Source organism: Neisseria flava (assembly GCF_982712965.1).
Genome location: NZ_CEXQBZ010000009.1, coordinates 1 through 19,072, shown reverse-complemented (window position 1 = coordinate 19,072; position 19,072 = coordinate 1). Strand labels below are relative to the sequence as shown.

At 50.6% G+C, this 19,072-nt stretch carries 13 protein-coding genes and 1 pseudogene; 4 read left to right on the top strand and 10 right to left on the bottom strand.

Annotated elements, in window-relative coordinates; translation table 11 throughout:
* Positions 1 to 601: 601 nt before the first annotated feature.
* Positions 602 to 3,259: a calcium-binding protein gene (locus AC5M9B_RS00845; protein WP_487648101.1), complete on the bottom strand. Its 2,658-nt coding sequence runs from the start codon at positions 3,257 to 3,259 to the stop codon at positions 602 to 604.
* Between the two features lie 50 nt (positions 3,260 to 3,309).
* Here AC5M9B_RS00845 and AC5M9B_RS00840 point away from each other — a divergent pair.
* Positions 3,310 to 3,420: pseudogene (locus AC5M9B_RS00840) on the top strand (IS5/IS1182 family transposase); the annotation flags it as partial.
* A gap of 361 nt (positions 3,421 to 3,781) precedes the next feature.
* Here the strand turns inward: AC5M9B_RS00840 and AC5M9B_RS00835 are convergent.
* From AC5M9B_RS00835 to trpA, 8 genes are all read right to left on the bottom strand, one after another.
* The gene (locus tag AC5M9B_RS00835) at positions 3,782 to 4,276 is read right to left on the bottom strand and encodes a nitrous oxide reductase accessory protein NosL (protein ID WP_003759050.1); all 495 of its coding nucleotides are present in this window, start codon (positions 4,274 to 4,276) and stop codon (positions 3,782 to 3,784) included.
* Positions 4,273 to 5,103 carry an ABC transporter permease gene (locus AC5M9B_RS00830; RefSeq protein ID WP_016688339.1) on the bottom strand — a complete coding sequence of 277 codons (831 nt, stop codon included), beginning with the start codon at positions 5,101 to 5,103 and terminating at the stop codon, positions 4,273 to 4,275. Before AC5M9B_RS00830 ends, AC5M9B_RS00835 begins: the two co-directional genes overlap by 4 nt.
* Positions 5,100 to 5,996 (bottom strand): ABC transporter ATP-binding protein, encoded by an 897-nt coding sequence (locus AC5M9B_RS00825; RefSeq protein ID WP_101810476.1) that lies wholly within the window; start codon positions 5,994 to 5,996, stop codon positions 5,100 to 5,102. The genes AC5M9B_RS00830 and AC5M9B_RS00825 overlap by 4 nt, the downstream gene beginning before the upstream one ends.
* Before the next feature lie 277 nt (positions 5,997 to 6,273).
* On the bottom strand, positions 6,274 to 7,629 hold the full coding sequence (locus AC5M9B_RS00820; RefSeq protein ID WP_019271727.1) for a nitrous oxide reductase family maturation protein NosD: 1,356 nt from the start codon (positions 7,627 to 7,629) through the stop codon (positions 6,274 to 6,276).
* 208 nt (positions 7,630 to 7,837) lie between these two features.
* Complete coding sequence (nosZ, locus tag AC5M9B_RS00815) at positions 7,838 to 9,808, bottom strand: TAT-dependent nitrous-oxide reductase (RefSeq protein ID WP_209282811.1); 1,971 nt, start codon at positions 9,806 to 9,808, stop codon at positions 7,838 to 7,840.
* A gap of 153 nt (positions 9,809 to 9,961) precedes the next feature.
* Positions 9,962 to 12,238: a NosR/NirI family protein gene (locus tag AC5M9B_RS00810; protein ID WP_244969544.1), complete on the bottom strand. Its 2,277-nt coding sequence runs from the start codon at positions 12,236 to 12,238 to the stop codon at positions 9,962 to 9,964.
* A gap of 396 nt (positions 12,239 to 12,634) precedes the next feature.
* On the bottom strand, positions 12,635 to 13,510 hold the full coding sequence (gene accD, locus AC5M9B_RS00805) for an acetyl-CoA carboxylase, carboxyltransferase subunit beta (RefSeq protein WP_487648100.1): 876 nt from the start codon (positions 13,508 to 13,510) through the stop codon (positions 12,635 to 12,637).
* A gap of 59 nt (positions 13,511 to 13,569) precedes the next feature.
* Positions 13,570 to 14,355, bottom strand: a complete 786-nt coding sequence (gene trpA, locus AC5M9B_RS00800; protein ID WP_487648099.1) for a tryptophan synthase subunit alpha — start codon at positions 14,353 to 14,355, stop codon at positions 13,570 to 13,572.
* A 343-nt stretch (positions 14,356 to 14,698) separates the two neighbouring features.
* Here trpA and AC5M9B_RS00795 point away from each other — a divergent pair, with 343 nt between their 5' ends.
* The 3 genes from AC5M9B_RS00795 (at position 14,699) to rpoH (ending at position 18,325) form a co-directional block, all read left to right on the top strand.
* Positions 14,699 to 15,565 (top strand): DUF808 domain-containing protein, encoded by an 867-nt coding sequence (locus AC5M9B_RS00795; protein WP_487648098.1) that lies wholly within the window; start codon positions 14,699 to 14,701, stop codon positions 15,563 to 15,565.
* An 81-nt stretch (positions 15,566 to 15,646) separates the two neighbouring features.
* Positions 15,647 to 17,188: an apolipoprotein N-acyltransferase gene (lnt, locus tag AC5M9B_RS00790; RefSeq protein ID WP_487648097.1), complete on the top strand. Its 1,542-nt coding sequence runs from the start codon at positions 15,647 to 15,649 to the stop codon at positions 17,186 to 17,188.
* Between the two features lie 273 nt (positions 17,189 to 17,461).
* Positions 17,462 to 18,325, top strand: a complete 864-nt coding sequence (gene rpoH, locus AC5M9B_RS00785; RefSeq protein WP_003744881.1) for an RNA polymerase sigma factor RpoH — start codon at positions 17,462 to 17,464, stop codon at positions 18,323 to 18,325.
* 112 nt (positions 18,326 to 18,437) lie between these two features.
* Here rpoH and AC5M9B_RS00780 read toward each other — a convergent pair whose 3' ends face one another.
* Positions 18,438 to 18,884: a GatB/YqeY domain-containing protein gene (locus AC5M9B_RS00780; RefSeq protein WP_070512819.1), complete on the bottom strand. Its 447-nt coding sequence runs from the start codon at positions 18,882 to 18,884 to the stop codon at positions 18,438 to 18,440.
* Positions 18,885 to 19,072: the final 188 nt, after the last annotated feature.

The window sequence follows — 19,072 nt, the reverse complement described above, 5'->3', positions numbered from 1 at the left end:
TGTCGCATACAGAACCCAGCTTACACAGAGCGCCTGAATAGGCTTTTATGAGTGTCCAAGATTTGGGGGCCAGTTCAGTTTTCAGACGACCTTTTTTATGGATATTTCAAACCAACGGAGGAGGGGTAGAGGAACACGCTCTGCGGCCATGATTTCTGCTTTGGCAGGAATTCACAAACGTGTTTTCATTTGTTGATTTTTTATCGGGATTACACGTTTTCAAAGATGGATTTTTGTATGCGTGAGAATGGTAGTGGGGGAGGAACATCTTGTTTTATCTGATTTTATTTTAAACTTGGAAAATCAAGATAAAAAAATGCGCATATCGTTTGCGATATGCGCCAAGTCTACAAAGGAGAAATAGAGGAGAAAAATCAAGCTGCATCAAGCAACTCAACGGGCGTCATTTTGACACAATAAAGAAGTCTTGTCAATGGTTTTTATGAAAATTCTTAAATTGTTGCACTACATACAACATATTGAATTAGTATTGGAAAATAGCGGCATTTGGCGTTGGGAATTATCATCAAGACAAAACAAAAGGTCGTCTGAAACCTTTCCCACCGATAATGGGAGAAGTTTCAGACGACCTTTCAGACAGTTAAATCAGGCTGTGATTGACAGTACTATCTATACCTAAAGCTTTCAGGAATTGGGTAGTGGTATAGCTTTCACCACCTTCAAATTTAAAGGTGTCAATCGTATCATGACCGGATGGGGAATGAACCATATCCTTGATAGTCAATGCGTTATTTGAACCTTTCAGCTTCACAACCCAGTCTTTGCCTGTGGTCAATTCGACATCTTTAATCGTTAAATTTCCTGAGAAGAGAACGGTAGTATCTGCTTCTGTACGGATATTGTGCAATGTATCGTGTCCACTTTCTTTTCCTAACATAATGGTATTTTTAACCGAGTGTCCGGAGTCGAAAATGGCATCATTACCCGTACCGCCGTCAATGACGTTGTATCTTCCTAAGGTGATAATATCTTCTCCTTTGCCACCGTAGAAGGTAACTTTACCGATCACGTCTGAAAAGTCTGCAGTATCGTTATCAGCCGATCCGTAAACAACGCGGTTGTATCCCCTCTGGTCAACACCATACCAGTCAATCTTATCGGTAAGGTCGTGGACAAGGTTACCGGCTTTGTCAAAGTGAGGCACATTCAGACCGAAATGCTCAATGACTTCGCCAACGGTATAGGTTTTGGAATCAAACTGGAATTCGCTGATTGCGCTGTAAATGCCGGATTGGTTTTTAATAGTCAGGACATCGTTTGTCCCTTTGATTGAAATGTTCCAAGTATCTCCGTTCAGACGGGGAATAATAATGAATTCGGAATCGGAAGGGATATGATCAATGTCGGATTTGTCATAGCCTTGGGTCATCGAAATTTCTAAATCATCCAAAGTCAGGCCGCCGGTAAATTTAACGGTATTGGCGTTTTGCATTCCGTTTGGGTTGAATTCGGGATCAAGATTGAAATTGTAGTCAAAGATGGTATCGTGTCCGTATCCTTTACCAAAGACATAAGTATCTCTATGTTGTCCGCCTTCAAGATGGTCATCGCCGGCACCGCCGTCTAAATAATCATCACCAACGTCGGCATACAATTTATCATTGCCATCGCCGCCGTAGAGTTCGTCATCGCGTTCATTACCGAAATAGCTTGTTCCGCTATCACGCAATATGTCATCTCCGCCTAGTCCGTACAGACGGTCGCGTCCGTCGATTCCGCTGTCGATGGTATCGTTTTGCTCTGTACCAGTAAGGATGTCGTCTCTTGCCGTGCCGGTGATGGTCGAACCTTGTTTGTTTGAATTGGCAACAGCTTTGAGCAGGGATTCGTGGGTATAGGTTTCGCCGAGTAGTTCAAAACGTCCGATAGCAACTTTGCCGTCTGAGCCGATTTGGTCTCGAATCAATGCGGAGCCGTTTGCGGACGTAATCAACCAGTCTTTCCCGCCTTGTGCGTTGTCATTGGCGCTGATTTTGAGGTCTTTGATACGGAGGTCGTCTGAAAAACGCAAAGTGTTGTTTCCTTGGTTGTCGATAATCGTATCATCGTCACCGAAAATATAGGTATCGTTACCTGCGCCGCCTTTCAGGGTATCTTTTCCTTTGCCGCCAATTAAGGTGTCGTTGCCTGCGTCGCCATTGATGTTGTCGTTCCCTTCGCCACCATCTAGGTAATCATCACCATCACCGCCGTTAAGGTTGTCATTTCCACCCATGCCGTAAACGGTATCGTTGCCGCGTCCGCTGTTGAGGCGGTTGTGTCCGGCATTGCCGGTCAAGATATTATCGCTGTTGTTGCCTGCGCCGAAGATATTGGTATTGCCGGTCAAGGTAACGTTTTCAACATTGGTTGCCGCTGTGTAGGAAACGCTGCTGATTACGGTATCGGTACCTGCACCTTTTCCTTCGATAATGACATCTTTGACATTATCAACATAATAAGTATCGTCTCCCCATCCTCCGCTCATCGTATCGGCACCGGCTTTGCCGTCAATAATGTCATTGCCATCACTACCATTTAAAACGTCGTCTGAATCGGTTCCATTGATGGTCAGGTTTTGTGGTTTCGCTGTTTCAATATTGGCTTTTGTTGCACGAATAAATTCGGCTACATTCAAAACACCGCTGTCAAAAACAAATTGATGGATGGAAGGGACGCTGCTTCCGGCAGTATATTGGTTGCTGATGGTCAGTACGGAATCTGTGTTTTTAATGGAGATTTTCCAATCTTGCCCACCGTCATTGTTGGAAACAGCCGTTATTGTCAAATCTTCGGCATGCAAGCCTCCGGTAAAGCGGATGCGGTTGTTTCCCTCGGTATCGATAATGGTATCCCTGCCGCCTGCTGCATTGAAAATGTAGGTATCGTTACCCGCACCACCGTTAAGTATATCGTTACCGGCTTCCCCGTTTAATGTATCGTCGCCATCTTCACCGAACAGTAAATCAAAGCCTTCCCCACCGTTGATGGTGTCATCGCCACCGCCACCGTAAACGGTATCATTGCCGCGTCCGCTGTTGAGGCGGTTACGTCCGCTATTGCCGATAAGGATGTTATCTCCGTTGTTCCCTGCTCCGAAGATATTGGCATCACCTTCTAGAATCAGATTTTTTTCTCCGGCAGCAAGTGTACGGCTGGTATTGCTGCGAATGTAGGTTCCGTTATTGATGTTTACCGTATCTGCCGAGGTGGATACGCCGTGCATGTGCTGTGTTGAAGGAGTTTTTTTGATATTCATAAATATTGTTTTCTGTAAAAATGAAAGATTAAACGGTGATGATGAGAAACTATAGTGGATTAAATTTAAATCAGGACAAGGCGACGAAGCCGCAGACAGTACAAATAGTACGGCAAGGCGAGGCAACGCCGTACTGGTTTAAATTTAATCCACTATATTTGAGTTGTTGATATTTCTGATTAAATAAAACAATTTAGCACAGCATTGGGAAAATTGTTGTATTTAGGTACGAACGGATATAAATATGGCATGAATGGTTTGACTGATTATTTTATTTAAAGTTATGATTTTGAAAAAAATAAATATTTTATTTTCATTTTTTAAATAATGCAATGAGTTGATTCAAATTTTTTTATAGTATTACAGTTTATTGAAAAGGTCTCAATCCGCCTATCAAACAGTTTGGAGATGAGGTCTGACACATTGTTTTATTGAATACGCTTTTTTGTATTCCATATACGAAAGGGTCGTCTGAAAACCTGATGGATAAGGTTTTCAGACGACCTTTTTGATGGGAAGGGATTATTTGAAGATGTAGGAATCGGGCATTTCGTCGAAGCTGACGACGCGGCCGCCTTTTTCTTTGGCAAATTTCTCGGCTTGGGCTTTGTCGGCAAAGGGGAGAGCGTCTTCCGCACCCATGCCGCCGATGAAACCGCTTTCGATGACGTAGTAGGCTTTTTTGCCGTCTATCCATGCGGTGTCGGCATTGGGTTTGCTCCAGTCTTTGACTTTGCCCATGTCGGTAACGTAGATGACGTGGATGCCTTTAGGCTCTTCGGGCAGCTTGGTATAGCCGAACATCTGCTTGATGGTGGAGAACCAGACGGGGCGGTCGGGTTTGCCGTTGAGATAGATTTGGGCTTTAGGGCCGTTGTGTTCGGTCAGGTTCATGCTGCAATAGTGCCCCACGGCGCGGTCGCTGATTTGCTGAGGCTCAGGCGGCGGGGTATCATCCTCTTTAGGACAGGCACTCAGGAGCAGGGCGGCGAGGAGCGCAGGTAAAATCTTTTTCATATTTGTCGCTTTCCAAAAATTCTTGCTGCCAAGATAAGGGGAATGATAACCCATAATATCTGCGCGGTCAGCAATACGGGCATGGTCAGGCTGATTTGTTCGCTTAAGCCTGCCATGCCGGCGTACATGGCGGTGTTTTCGTAACCGGTCAGGTTGAGCAGTCGGTAGATGTCGGTGGGGTTGAAAAGGAGGACGGTTTCGACGACGGGGGCGGTAATCGCTTGTTGTGTATCGGCAACGAGGATGCCCAAAAGTGCCATGTCGAAGATGACGACAAAAAACAGCCAAACGCCGATGGCGATACCGGCGGCGGTGCCGCGTTCTTTCACTTTCGCGCTGATGAGGTAGCCCATGGACAGGAATGCGGCGCCCAAAATGACGCTGGCGGCAATCAGGAGAGCGAAAGGTTTCCATGCGGCGATGTCGAAGCTGCCGTTGGCGAGTTGGAGCGTGATGCCCGCGATTCCGTAGCCTGCGGTGGTGGCGAGTGCGAGGATGATGAGGTGTCCGATGAATTTTCCGGCAAGGATTTGGTTGCGGGAAACGGGGTAGCTCAACAGCAGCGCCATGGTGCCGCGTTCGATTTCGCCGATGAGGGAATCGTAGGAGAGGAGCATGGCGATGAGCGGAATCAGGAAGATGGACAGGCTGGAGAGGCTGACAACGGTTACGGTCAGCGGATCGACTTTAACCGAGCCTGTGGGCGAGCTGCCGAGGAAGCCCAATGAGAGGGCGAGGGCGGCGAGCAGGACGGAGGCGGCGAGTACCCAGCGGTTGCGCAGGCTGTCGCGGACTTCTTTTCCGGTGATAATCCAAACGGGGTTCATACGTCCTCCCTTTTTAAGAATTGTGCGTACATGTCGTCGAGTGTGGGTGTGTGGATGTCGAGGTAGGCGAGGTCGGACAGGTTGCCCAGTTCGCTGAGTAATGCCATGCGTTCTTCAGCCTGACATTGTGCCTGATAGCTGAGGTCGTCTGAAAGCGGCTGCCAGCGTTCACTTAAGGGGCGCGGGGCTTTGAGGCGGATGTTGACGGTGAGGGGGAGTCCGCTTTGGACGTGCAACTCGTCCATGCTGCCGTCGGCGACTTTGACGCCGTTTTTCATGACGACGATGCGGTCGGCGTGGCCGTCGAGTTCGGCGAGGGCGTGGGTGCTGAGGAGAACGGTGGCGCCGCGTCCGTTGAGTTCGCGCACGACTTCGTAAAACATTTGGCGCGAGGCGGGGTCGAGGCCTGTAGTGGGTTCGTCAAACAGCAATACTTTGGGTTCGCCCAGCAGCGCTTGGGCGAGGGCGAGGCGTTGGCGCATACCTTTGGAGTAGGTGCCGACGCGGCGGCGGGCGGCTTGGGAAATGCCGACGCGCTCGAGAAGCTCGTGGTTTTTGGTGAGCGGCTGTTTTTTGAGTTTGGCGTAGAAATTGAGGGTTTCGATGCCGCTGAGGGAAGGGTGCAGAGCGACGGTTTCGGGCAGGTAGCCGATTTGGCTGCGTAACTGCGCGCCCGCTTTGCTGCCGGTGCGCTCGCCCAGCAGCATGACTTCGCCTTCGGTGGGGGTAATCAGTCCGAGTATCAATTTGATGAGCGTGGACTTGCCTGCGCCGTTGTGTCCGGCAAGACCGACACTTTCGCCTGCCTTCAAGACTAAATCGACTTGGTTGACGGCTTTTTGTGCGCCGAAGCGTTTGGTTACGTTTCTCAATTCGACATGGTGTGCGCTCATGAGTGCTTCCTTATGTGGATTGGGTTTCAGACGACGTTGGGGTCGTCTGAAAGGGCGTTCTTCGTATGGGGGCGTCTGAAAAAGGGGGAGAGGGGTTTCAGACGACGTTTGTTATGGGTTGGCGTTTTGACTGTTGCCTGCATCGCGGGTTGCACCGTTTTCTCGGCGGATTCCCATGGATACGGAAATGATGGGGCAAAGCTTTGCTGCGGTTTGTCGATCAGGTCGTCTGAAAAGTTTTCAGACGACCTTGCAGGAGGTATTCACGGCGTTCCGCTCAGTTTAATGCGCCGTTTTCGGCATCGCCCCATTTGGATTGATTGGTTTTGGCTTCTTGCAACAGTTGTTCTTTCATCGCTTCGTATTTGGTGGTGGTTTTGTTGCTGCCCGCTTTCATCAGCGGTTTGCTGTCGATCACGCCGCCGGGAAGGATGGCGGGGAACTGCGATTGCGCCCATTTGACGATGCTGATGGCGGGGCTGTTCATCAGGAGGCGGGCAACAGGGGCGCGCCAGACGATTTGGTCGATGATGCCGTTGGGACGGTATGCGCTGTCGCCGAAGCCGTCGCCGTCAAGGTCGAACGCGCTGTTGTCACTCCAGTAGTTGCCGCGTCCGCCTTCGCCCCAGTCAAGAAAACGTGTGCTGACGTATTTGACTTGGCTTTCGTTATTGATGAAGGCGTTGTCGGAAAGGGTCGTGCCTTCGATGGCGGCGGTGAAGTGGATGCCGATTTCGCAGTTTTCAAAATGGTTGGAGACGATTTTGTTGAAGTTGGCGTTGTAGGCGAAAACGCATTTGCCGGCTTTGTTGATGATGTTGTCGTGGATGTCGGAATAGTTGACGTAGTTGAGCATGATGCCTTGGTCGCGGCTGCCGACGGCGATATTACCGTACACGTTGAGGCGGTCGGAAAACATCAAAACGTAGCCCATGTTATTGCCGACGGAAATGTTGTCGCTGACTTCGCTGTCGTTGGTGTACATGTAGTGGACAGCGAAACGCAGGTCGCTGAAGCGGTTGTTTTTGTAGGTGTTGTTTTTGCTGGTGTTGGAGAAAATGCCGTCGCGGCCTTTGGAAATGTCGTTGCCGATAACTTGCGCGCCGGGGGCGTTCCAGACAGTGACGGCGTTGCCGCGTTCGTTGACGCGCAAAGTGGAGTCGCCGACGATTTTATTCTCGCGCACCATAGACTCCGCCGAGCCGTGGATATACACGCCGACCGAGTTGTCGAGGATGTTGTTGTGTTCGATCAGGGCGCGGGGTGCGGTTTCTTCGAGGTAGATGCCGGCGTCCATGGCAGGCAGGCTCATGCCGGAACGGGTGACGGTAAGATTGCGCAGGGTAACGTCGGGGGCAGTGACGGCTATGGTGCGTCCGGTGCGGTCGCCTTCGATTTTGGCGGAGCGGTCGGCAGGACCTTCAAGAGTGATGGGTTTGTCGATAAGCAGCTTGGTTTTGTAAGTGCCGGAGGCGAGTTTGAGCGTATCGCCTGCTTGCGCGCGCGCAATAACTTCGGGCAGGTTGTCGTTCGGGGAAACGTCGATGGTGGCTGCAAAGGTCGTCTGAATCATGCTGCCGAACATAAACGTCAGGACAGCGCGTCGCCATGTTTTGAATTGGGGTATGTGCATGGAGTTCCTCTGATTCGTGCGGTGTGCGTCGGCATGGTGATGCCTGCCTGTAAGGGCTGTGTTTTTGTTTTATAGCGGAACAGTCTGTTGCGTCAAACGGTTCTGCTATAAAAGGTCGTCTGAAAACGAGGGCAGCGGGTTTCGCTAAGACCTGAAAGTTTTTTCAGACGACCTTTTCGTTAAGTCAATGATACACCGTCAAACCCGATTATCGGGGTTTAACGATCATTTGACCGGACATTTCCATATGCAGGGCGTGGCAGAACCATTGGCAGTAGTACCAGTGTACGCCCGGACGGACGGCTTTGAAGGTTACCGACTGGGTAGCCTGCGGGCCGATTTCCATCGCGATGCCGTAGCCTTCCAAAGTGAAGCCGTGGGTCAAGTCTTCGATGGTTTCGACGTTGGTAACATATACGGTTACTTCGTCGCCTTGGTTGACTTCGAATTGCGGAACGCTGTACGCAGGTGCGATGGCAGTCATGTATACGCGGACTTTGTTGCCCTCGCGGATGACTTTGGCGGCTTTTTCCAGCTCGACACCGTCTTTTTTCGCTTGTTCCACAGCGTCTTGCCAGAACCATGGGTCTTTGCGGTCCCAGGTTTTTTTCGGGTTGACTTTGGAAGCGGCAACTAGACACAGGTCATGCGGTTCGGCAAAGGTCGGGTTGTCGTGTACCAGGCGCATTTCGTCGCCGGAAATGTCGATCAACTGGTCGCATTCCGGTTTCAGCGGGCCGGCGTTGAGGAAGCGGTCTTTGGAGAATTTGTTCAAAGATACCAGCCATTTACCGTCGGCTTCCTTGGTTTCGCCCATGGTCGTATGGTTGTGGCCGGGTTGGTAGTGGACGTCGAGTTTCTGTTTGATCGGATCCACTTTTTCGCCTTTGTAGGCTTTGATGGCGTCGTCGATGTTCCATTTGACCATTTGGCTGTCGATAAACAGCGTGGTGTAGGCGTTGCCGCGACCGTCAAACGCGGTGTGTAAAGGACCGAGACCCAGTTGGGGTTCGGCAACGACTACGTCGCGTTCTTTGATTTTGCCTGCGAACAAATCGTCCAGTTTGCTGACATCCAATACGGTAACGGTCGGAGACAGTTTACCATTGAGCATGATGTATTTGCCGTCAGGAGACGCGTTACAGCCGTGCGGAGAGTTTGGCACGGGGATGTAGCGGGTATATTTGGAGTTCGCTTCTGCACGGCCGTCCAGCATTTTTACGCCGTTGACTTCTTTGAAGTCGCCGTTTTTGATGCCTTCTTCGATGGCGGCAATATTGAAAACCACGCACCAGTCTTGTTCGTTGGAAGACGCACCTGCAACGGTCAGGGCGCGTTCGGAGTTGTAGCAGGTGGAGAAGGAGTATTTGCCTTGGTAGTCGGCATCGCCGTTGTCCAAGTTACCGTCCACCAATACTTGCCATGCGATGTCCATGGTTTCGCCGTCGATGGCGGTGTAAACGGCATTCCAAGTTTTAGGATCGTTCCAAGTACCCACGCCGCTTACCGGTACGATGTGTTCGCCGTTGGCAAAGACATAGCCGGTTTTCGGATAACGTTGCGGACGCAGGCCGTGTACGCCGGAAACATTAGGGATTTCGGTGATTTTGTCGGTTTTCATGAAATCCAGACGGATTCGGCAGACACGATTATTAGCCTTGTCGTTGGCATAGGCGTAGCGGCCGTCGTAAGTTTGGTCGGTAAACGACAAGTGCGGATGGTGCAAGTCGCCGTTAGGATAGCAGCGCAAGCCGCTGTCTTTCAGGAACTGGTTGGTTTCCGGCGTATTTTTTTCATTCAAAATACGCAGGCTCTCGTTGGTACGGCCCCAACCGGTCGCGCTGTCCATGTTAAACACAGGGATACGCATCAGTTCGCGCATGGAGGGCACACCGATCAAGCGCATTTCGCCCGATTGGCCGCCGGAGAGGAAGCCGTAGTATTGGTCGAGTTCGCCCGGACCGACTTCGGAAGTCTGTTTACCAGGTTCGGCAGAGGCATGAGACTCGGTTTTGGCGGCAGGTGCAGCACCTGAAGCGGCGGCTTTATCGCCACCCTCTTTGGAACAGCCTGCCAATCCCAACAGACCGGCGCCGGCAATACCTGCGCCGGAAGCGGCGGCAGTACCTAAGAATGAACGACGGCTTAAACCGTTTTGTTCTAATTTTTCGTCTGACATACAACACTCCTTGGATAAAATTCGGCAGCCGGCGTTTTCAGACGACCTGCCGATCAAAAAAACGAATTTATGTTTATAAGTATGGTTACGGGTGGCGCGGCATTTTTTCAGGGTTCTTTAGGGGTTTAGATTATTTGCCGGCCGTGGGGCGGTTTATTTTTTCACAAACTGCACAATTTGCTCGGTAGGCTGTTGTTTTGCAGATGCGGTTTCGGGTTCGGCTTTCGCCGCCGCCTGTTTTTGTTTTTTCTTGTTGGTTGCCACAACTTGCGGACAACGTGTGTCATGGTGATACATGACTTGGCAGTGCAGGCACTGGATACATTCGTTCGGATGGATGTCGCCTTCCGGTGCAATCGCTTGAACGGGGCATTCGTGCGTACAGATTTGGCAAGGGTTGCCACACATTTTGTAGCGGCGCAGCCAGTCGAATACGCGGAAGCGGCCGGGTAGGGCGATGCCTGCGCCCAACGGGCACAGATAGCGGCAGAAGAAGCGTTCGATGAACAAGCCGGCAACCAAGAGGGCAACGGCAAACGCGACAAACCACCATTCGCGGACGAATTTCAAAATAATCGCTGTTTTAAAAGGTTCTACTTCGGCAAATTTTTCAGCAGTGCCCAAATCATACAGCGAAATCGCCAATAGGCCGAAGAAAATCACATATTTAATCGCGGTCAGGCGTGTGTGCAGCAGGTGCGGCACGGTAATCTGTTTCACGCCCAATTTTTTGGCAATACGGTTGGTCAACTCTTGCAGTGAACCGAAGGGGCAGAGCCAGCCGCAGAATGTACCGCGGTTCCACAGCAGCATGGTTGCGGCGGTAAACAGCCACAGGATGAACACAATCGGATCCATCAGGAAGAAGTCCCAACGGAATTCGGTCAGGATAGCGGAGAACAGCGTCAGCGTATTGACGACCGACAGTTGCGCCTGAGCGTACCAGCCGATATACAACAGGGTAAATGTCAGGAATACCAAGCGGAAACGGTCGTACCATTTTTCGTAGCGAACAATCCAGTCTTGGAACAGGAATACCAAAAGCAGGATGGTCAATGCGATACTGACTACGATGATTTGACCCTGTTTTGCTTTCCAAACTTGTTTCCACAGTTGGTTGGATGCGCCGTCGTCGGCACTGGCTTGGTCGGCAATACCGTTGCCGGCATCTGCAGCACCTGCAGCTGCGGCAGGTTCTACCGGTGCGCTGATTTCAACGGGCGGTGCTTTCGGGTCATCGACATAGTAACCTTTAGGCAGTTCGTAATCCAAGTCGGCAGTGACGAATGCTTTGTCGTTTACGCTCAATACACGCTGAACCATCAACTGTAAACGCCAAGGTTCGGCAGCGTCGAATTCCACATTGGCAGGAATGGTAAACCATGATACTTCTTTAAAGTGGGGTGCACCTTCGGCAGCCAGGCTGACCAAGCGTTCGTGTTCTGCGTCGGTAAAGCGGAAGCTGTTTTCGCCCTGAATCATCTCGATACGGTCGAAAATACCGCCGCGGACATAACCCGAACCTTTCCAAGAATAGCGGCCTTCACCGGCGACCAAGACAGCTTGTTGACCCGGTTGCAGACGGCTTTGCAGGTTTTTCCATCCTTGTTCGCCCAGCAGGCTTTTACCGATGGAGGGTTGGCTGACTACGGCAGTATACAAATCGATAAAGGTATCGTCGCCTGCGCCTTGTTCGGCGTGGTCGGCAACACCGGCTTTGCCGCCTTTTTCAAACAGCTTGTTGATTTCATCCACTGAAATATGCAGATGACCGATGGCTTTTTGTTCCAAAAGGGCATTCCAAGATTGGATGTCCTGTTTGTCCGGATTGACAGCGCGGCGAGGGCGGGTTTGAGTTGCAGGTTCGGTAGCCTGTTGCGTATCCACAGGACTGGCAGAGGTCGTCTGAACGGCTTTGTCGGTACCCAAACCATATTTGCCGGCAACCACTTTGAACGAACGCTGGATGCTGTCGTTAATCACCATCAGCGTAACGGTCGCGCCGCTAATGATGTCCCCGGGAGCAACGCCCGGAGTAGGCGGATTCTTAATGAAATTCAAACCGATATATTTATCGATGAATTTATCCACGCGCGATTGCGGGATACCGATAAGCATAATCGGCTCGTGGTGGTCGACTAGCTTCGCACCGGCGACCGTTCCATCGTTGGCCAAAGCCACCATCGTATCAATCGGTTTGCTCGAATAACCGCGCGTGTTGACCACGTCCGTTGTGATATACACCAAGCCCAACTGCTCGTCGCCCTTATAAACGCGGGCAACCATAGGTTTGCCTTCCGGCTTGCCATAGCGGTCTGCACCTGGAAAAATTTCCGCAGGCTGGATTTTTGACAGGAATTCCGGCAAACGCTCGGCATAGGCGGGCAGTGTCGAAAACAGTAGGACAAATACGGCAAACATCGACAGCATCGTATTCAAGATGCCGGATGTGCGTTTCGTTTTAAGGCAGGACATGACTATCCCCGATTATTCGATACTCTAAACATTAATATTATATGAATCTACAAAACGCGATAGTTTGACTTATATCAAATTTATAAATCTTAAAACCTGGTTTTGGTGGTAAGTAATACTTTGTGAGTATATCGATATGGGTCTGATTTAATTGCAAATAGAAATAGAAAACAAAGTTATTATATGTTTTTTGCTTATTTTGGAAATAATGGAATTTTGAATTGCCGTATGTGTTTAAGGCGTATTTATTTAATGTGTGTATTTCATAGAAGCCGTCCAAATCGTAAAGGTCGTCTGAAAACCGAAAAATCAGTTTTCAGACGACCTTTGTTTGGCTCAAACTTCCTCGATTTAAGCGGCGTTGACTTTGTCTTCGCGGCGCAGCAGGGTAATCAGGTCGCTGATGCGCTGTTTCATGCTGCGGCGGTCGACGATTTGGTCGATAGCGCCTTTTTCCAGCAGGAATTCTGCGCGTTGGAAGCCTTCGGGCAAGGTTTCGCGGACGGTTTGTTCGATAACGCGCGGGCCGGCAAAGCCGATAAGGGCGTTGGGTTCGGCAAGTACGACATCGCCGAGGAAGGCGAAACTGGCGGATACGCCGCCCATGGTCGGGTCGGTCAGGACGGAGATGAACGGCAGGTGTTTTTCAGTCAGAAGATGCAATGCCGCGCTGGTTTTGGTCATCTGCATCAATGAGTTGACACCTTCCTGCATCCGCGCACCGCCCGATGCGGCAACACAGATGAAAGAGCAGTTGTCGGCTACGGCACGGCGCACGCCTTGGACGAAGCGTTCGCCGACGACGGAGCCCATAGAGCCGCCGATAAAGCGGAATTCAAAGGCGGCAATCACGACGGGCAGGCCGTTCATAAAGCCTTTCATCACGACCAACGCATCATCTTCGCCGGTGGCTTTGCGCGCAGCTGCCAAGCGTTCGGGATATTTTTTGCTGTCTTTGAATTTCAGCGGGTCGGTCGGTTTGATATTGGCGGCGATTTCTTCGCGGCCTTCCTCGTCCAAAAGCAAATTGAGGCGTTCGCGTGCGGAAAGCGGGTTGTGATGGTTACATTTTGGGCAAACTCGGTCGTTTTGCTGAAGCTCGGTCGAGTAGATGGTTGCCGAACAGGACGGGCATTTGTGCCACAGACCTTCGGGAACGTTGGACGAGCCTTCGTCTTTGCTGCGGTTTTTGATTTTGGGCGGTAGGATTTTGTCTAACCAACTCATGGATGACTCCTTGGAATTCGGGATTCAGACGACCTTTGCGTGTATTTTCGGAAAAGGCCTTAACGGATTGCGTCTTTTAATTCTTTCGCCAACGCGCCGACGGCTTCTGCTTCGCGGCCTGCGTTATTTTCAATTTCTTTGACGATGCGGCTGCCGACGATGACAGCATCGGCAACAGCACCGATTTTGCGCGCGCTTTCGGCATTGCTGATGCCGAAGCCAACGCCGATCGGGATGTCGATATACTTGCGCAAAAGCTCTATTTTACGCGAAACTTCCTCGGTATCCAAACTTGCCGCGCCGGTAACGCCTTTGAGAGAAACGTAATAGACAAAGCCGCCTGCAACTCGGGCGATGGTTTGAATGCGCTCTTCGGTCGTGGTCGGGGCAATCAGGAAGATACAATCGATGCCGCGCGCTTTGAGTTCGTCGTGCAGCGGGGTGATGGTTTCAACAGGAGAATCGACAGTCAGCACGCCGTCCACGCCGGCTTCGGCCGCCGCTTGGGCAAATGCTTGATAACCTATTTTGTGAATCGGGTTCAGATAACCCATCAAGACGACGGGTGTGTTGCCGTTTGTTTCGCGGAAGCGGCGTACGATATTCAATACGTCGTTGAGGGAAACTTTGTTTGCCAACGCACGCTCGGCAGCGCGCTGGATGGTCGGACCGTCCGCCATCGGGTCGGAAAAAGGAACGCCCAATTCGAGGATGTCGGCGCCGTTTTCAACCAAACTGCGCATCAGCGCAAGCGTGGTGTCGAGATTGGGATCGCCTACGGTGATATAGGGAATCAGGGCTTTTGCGCCGTCAAGCGCGGCAAAGGTTTGCTGGATTCTGCTCATCTTGATTTCTCGTTTCCGTAACGGCTGCTTCAAGCCGGTTTTCATCGAAATAAGTTGGCAAGTATAGCATTGACTGTCTGTTTCGGGCGAAACTGCATGACATTTCTGATTATTTTCTATATGGAAAGGTCGTCTGAAAAAGGCAGGGCGGTTGTTTTACTGTTATGGAAGCCGTGATGATTTGAATTGTTGCCCATATCGGGCAGTTGCCTTCCAAAATGCTTCAACCTTCCCGCCAAATTCCGTTAATTTCCATTAAAGGTCGTCTGAAAGCCTTCGGTGTCATACTTTCTCGGTTATAATAGCCGGCTTCTTCAATCTGACCCTTTTTCGGAAATATATCATGGCCTTTGCCTCGCTTTTCACCCTTTTGGACGATATTACCGCTGTCTTGGACGATGTTGCCCTGATGACCAAAATGGCCGCCAAGAAAACGGCGGGCGTGGTCGGCGATGATTTGGCGCTTAATGCAAATCAGGTTACGGGCGTGTCGGCGGAACGCGAGCTGCCGATTATTTGGGCGGTGGCGAAAGGTTCTTTGGTGAACAAGCTGATTTTGGTGCCGCTGGCTTTGTTGCTATCCGCCTTTTTGCCTAAGTTGATTACGCCTTTATTGATGATAGGCGGGATTTATTTGTGTTTCGAGGGTGTGGAAAAGCTGCTGCATAAGTTTTTACACCGCCACGAAGCGCATGAAGACGAGGAGGCTGCCGCCGAAACGTTGGACGAAAAAACCAAGATTAAAGGCGCGATTCGTACGGATTTCATCCTGTCTGCCGAAATCATTATTATTGCTTTGGGCGTGGTCGAAAAATACGACCTGATGACCCGTTCGCTGGTGATGGCGGCAATCGGCATCGGTATGACGGTTTTTGTGTACGGTTTGGTCGGCATTATCGTCAAACTCGACGACTTCGGTATGCTGCTGATGCGTCAAAAAAGTACGGGCATCCAAACGGTCGGACAGGGTCTGATTGCCTTTATGCCTTGGTTTATGCGCGGTTTGAGCGTGGTGGGTACGCTTGCCATGTTCCTTGTCGGCGGCGGTCTGATTGCGCACAACTTGGGCTTTTTGCATGATTTCTTACACGCGCAACATTGGGACAGTGGCTTGATGGAGCATGTCGCCAACCTTGCCGTCGGTCTGATTGCCGGTGCCGTCGCCTGCGCTGTTGCACTGCCATTGATGAAGCTGTTTCAAAAACACTAAACAACCGATACGTCGTCTGAAAATGGTTTAACTTTGTTGAATCTGTATTTTCAGACGACCTCTTATTTTCTTTTTTCTGCAATGAACATTTTCCGCAAACTCGAACAATATTGGCAGCATCCTATGCTGTACTGGCCGCTGGTGATCCTGATTGCCGCCGCCACGCCGTTGACTTTCGCGCCTTATTACCATTTTTGGTTGATGCCCTTGTTGTTTGGCGCATTGATCCGACTGATTGAACTGCGTCCGCGCTTTGCTGTTTCCACCGCCTATCTGTTTGGGCTGATTGCTTATACGACGCAGTTTTACTGGATACATACCGCGCTGCACGATGTCTCCGGTTTGCCTAATTTATACGCAATTCCGCTGACTTTCCTGCTGCCTGCGTTTCTTGCACTGTATCCTGCCGCCTGTTTTTGGCTGTGGAAGAAATTTCATCTGCCGCGCTGGGTTAAGGTCGGCATCGTTTTGCCGATTTTGTGGACGCTGGCGGAATTTGCCCGCGAACGATTATTGACCGGCTTCGGCTGGGGCGCGCTCGGCTATTCGCAAATCGTCAAAGAAAGCCCGCTTGCCGGCTTTGCGCCTTTGGGCGGTATTCATCTGGTTACGCTTGCGACGGCATTTGTCAGCGCGTGGCTGGTGTTGCTGATTGACAATACGGGTCGTCTGAAACAGCGCCTGCTGCCGATGTGCATGATTGTCATGCTTTGCACTGTCGGCTTTATCGCCCAGCAAGCCGACTTTACCAAACCCGACGGTAGCACCAGTACCGTCGCGCTGGTTCAAGGCAATATCGAGCAGAGCCTGAAATGGGACGAAGAACAAGTTGTCCCCACCATTCAGAAATACTACGGTCAAATCAGCAAAACATCTGCCGACATCGTTATCCTGCCAGAAACCGCATTGCCCGTGATGCGTCAGGATTTGCCGGAAAACATCCTGACCCAGTTTGCCGAGCAGGCGCGCACGAACGGCAGCGCATTGGCTGTCGGTATCGGTCAATACACCGCGGACGGCAGTGGGTATGAAAACGCCGTAATAAATTTGAGCGACTACGATGATGTTTCAGACGACCTTCCGTATTACGCCAAGAATCATTTAGTTCCCTTTGGCGAATACAAACCGCTGCCTTTTCTGACCGAACCGCTGTACAAGCTGATGAATATGCCGCTTGCCGACTTCCGTCGCGGCGGAGCAGCACAGGCTCCCTTAACCATGAAAGGTCAAAAAATCGCCTTTAATATTTGCTATGAAGACGGCTTCGGCGACGAACTCATCGCCACCGCCAAAAACGCCACACTGCTTGCCAACGTCAGCAATATGGCGTGGTACGGCGATTCCAACGCCATGTATCAACAGCTCCAGCAATCCCAAGCCCGCGCGATGGAGCTTGGACGCTATATGGTCCGTGCCACCAATACCGGCGCAACCGCCATTATTTCTCCCAAAGGCAGCATCATCGCCGAGAGCGAACCCAATACCGATGCCGTCTTGGAAGGGCACATTAAAGGCTATGTCGGCGAAACCCCTTATATGAAGGCAGGCGGTTCGCTGTGGCTGATCGGAATATTATCAATCATTGCCATCGCACTGTTTTTAATCAGGAAAAAATCAGATTGAGTTTAAAAAAGCGGTCTTTTTATAAGGCCGTTTTTCTTGAACTTTATTATTTACATACAAGAATGTTTGTAATATACTGAACTTATTCCCAGTAAACCAGTCAAATTTTCAAAATCAATCGAATTTTATAAAAGATAAAAATTCACCTATCAAACAGTCTTTTACAGAAAAAGGCATTTGACAACATACGATAGGGCAACAGGCAGTGATATACTGCACGGCAAACAACAAGTAAACAACAGTCTCTGCATCATATAAAGGAAAGCACTTCTTATGAACAACGCCTTTGCATTACCCGTCATTCACAGTGGCAACGGCAGCCTTGAGCAATACATTCACACTGTTAACAGCATTCCCATGCTGACGCCCGAAGAAGAAAGCCAACTCGCGGAGCGTCAACAAAAAGGCGACCTTAACGCCGCCAAACAACTCATTCTTTCCCATTTGCGCGTCGTCGTATCCATCGCACGAGGCTACGACGGCTATGGTCTGAACCAAGCCGACCTTATCCAAGAAGGCAACATCGGACTGATGAAAGCGGTCAAACGCTACGAGCCGAGTCGTGGCGCGCGCCTGTTTTCATTCGCCGTACACTGGATTAAGGCCGAAATCCACGAATTTATCCTACGCAACTGGCGACTGGTACGCGTAGCGACCACCAAGCCGCAACGCAAACTGTTCTTCAATCTGCGCAGCATGCGTAAAAACCTGAATGCCTTGTCTCCGAAAGAAGCGCAAGACATCGCCGACGATTTGGGCGTCAAATTGTCTGAAGTCATGGAAATGGAACAACGCATGACCGGACACGACATTGCCATCATGGCGGACAACAACGATGACGAAGACAGCTTCGCCCCTATCGACTGGCTTGCCGACCACGATGCCGAACCCAGCCGCCAACTGTCCAAGCAAGCCCACTACGCCCTGCAAACCGAAGGTCTGCAAAACGCATTGGCGCAACTGGACGACCGCAGCCGCCGCATCGTAGAAAGCCGCTGGCTGCAAGACGATGGCGGATTGACCCTGCACGAATTGGCAGCCGAATACGGCGTATCTGCCGAGCGCATCCGCCAAATAGAAGCCAAAGCCATGCAAAAACTGCGCGGTTTCCTCGCAGAAGAAGCTGAAGCGGTTTAAAAAACAAAACAGTTCAGTAGAAGGAAAAAGGTCGTCTGAAACCCGAAATATCGGTTTCAGACGACCTTTTTGTTTTTCTTGAATCCACCCAAGGTGGTCAGACTTCATTCAATTATGAAGTCAGCGCAGCTTTGAGGATTTTGTTGACTTCGCCCATATCGGCTTTGCCTGCCAACTGGGTTTTCAATACGCCCATGGCTTTACCCATGTCGGCCATACCGGAAGCCCCGGTCATGGCGATTACGGTTTCCACAGCAGTGCGGATTTCTTCGGCAGACATCATTTGCGGCAGGTAGCGGTGCAGGATTTCGATTTCGGCATTTTCTTTGTCCGCCAAGTCCTGACGGCCTGCTTCGGTGTAGATGTTGGCGCTGTCTTTGCGCTGTTTGACCATTTTGGTGATGATGGCGATCACTTTGCCGTCATCGGCTTCGGTGCGCTCGTCCACTTCGAATTGTTTGATGGCGGCATTGATGAGGCGGATGGTGCTCAAAGTAATTTGATCTTTGGCACGCATCGCGGTTTTCATGTCTTCGGTTAATTGTGCTTTCAGGCTCATGGGATGACTTTCGGGAAAAGATGGAAGATGGTATTGCACATACTGCCTTAGAGGATTCTCTATTTTTCAGACGACCTATTATCCTAGGGGCTGTCGACATTTAATTTTCCAAGTGGATTTTTGTTCACAAAGCGGAAGATTCAAGGCGGAAACCGCAACAAGGTTGGACACCTTGTGAGGATTTCCAA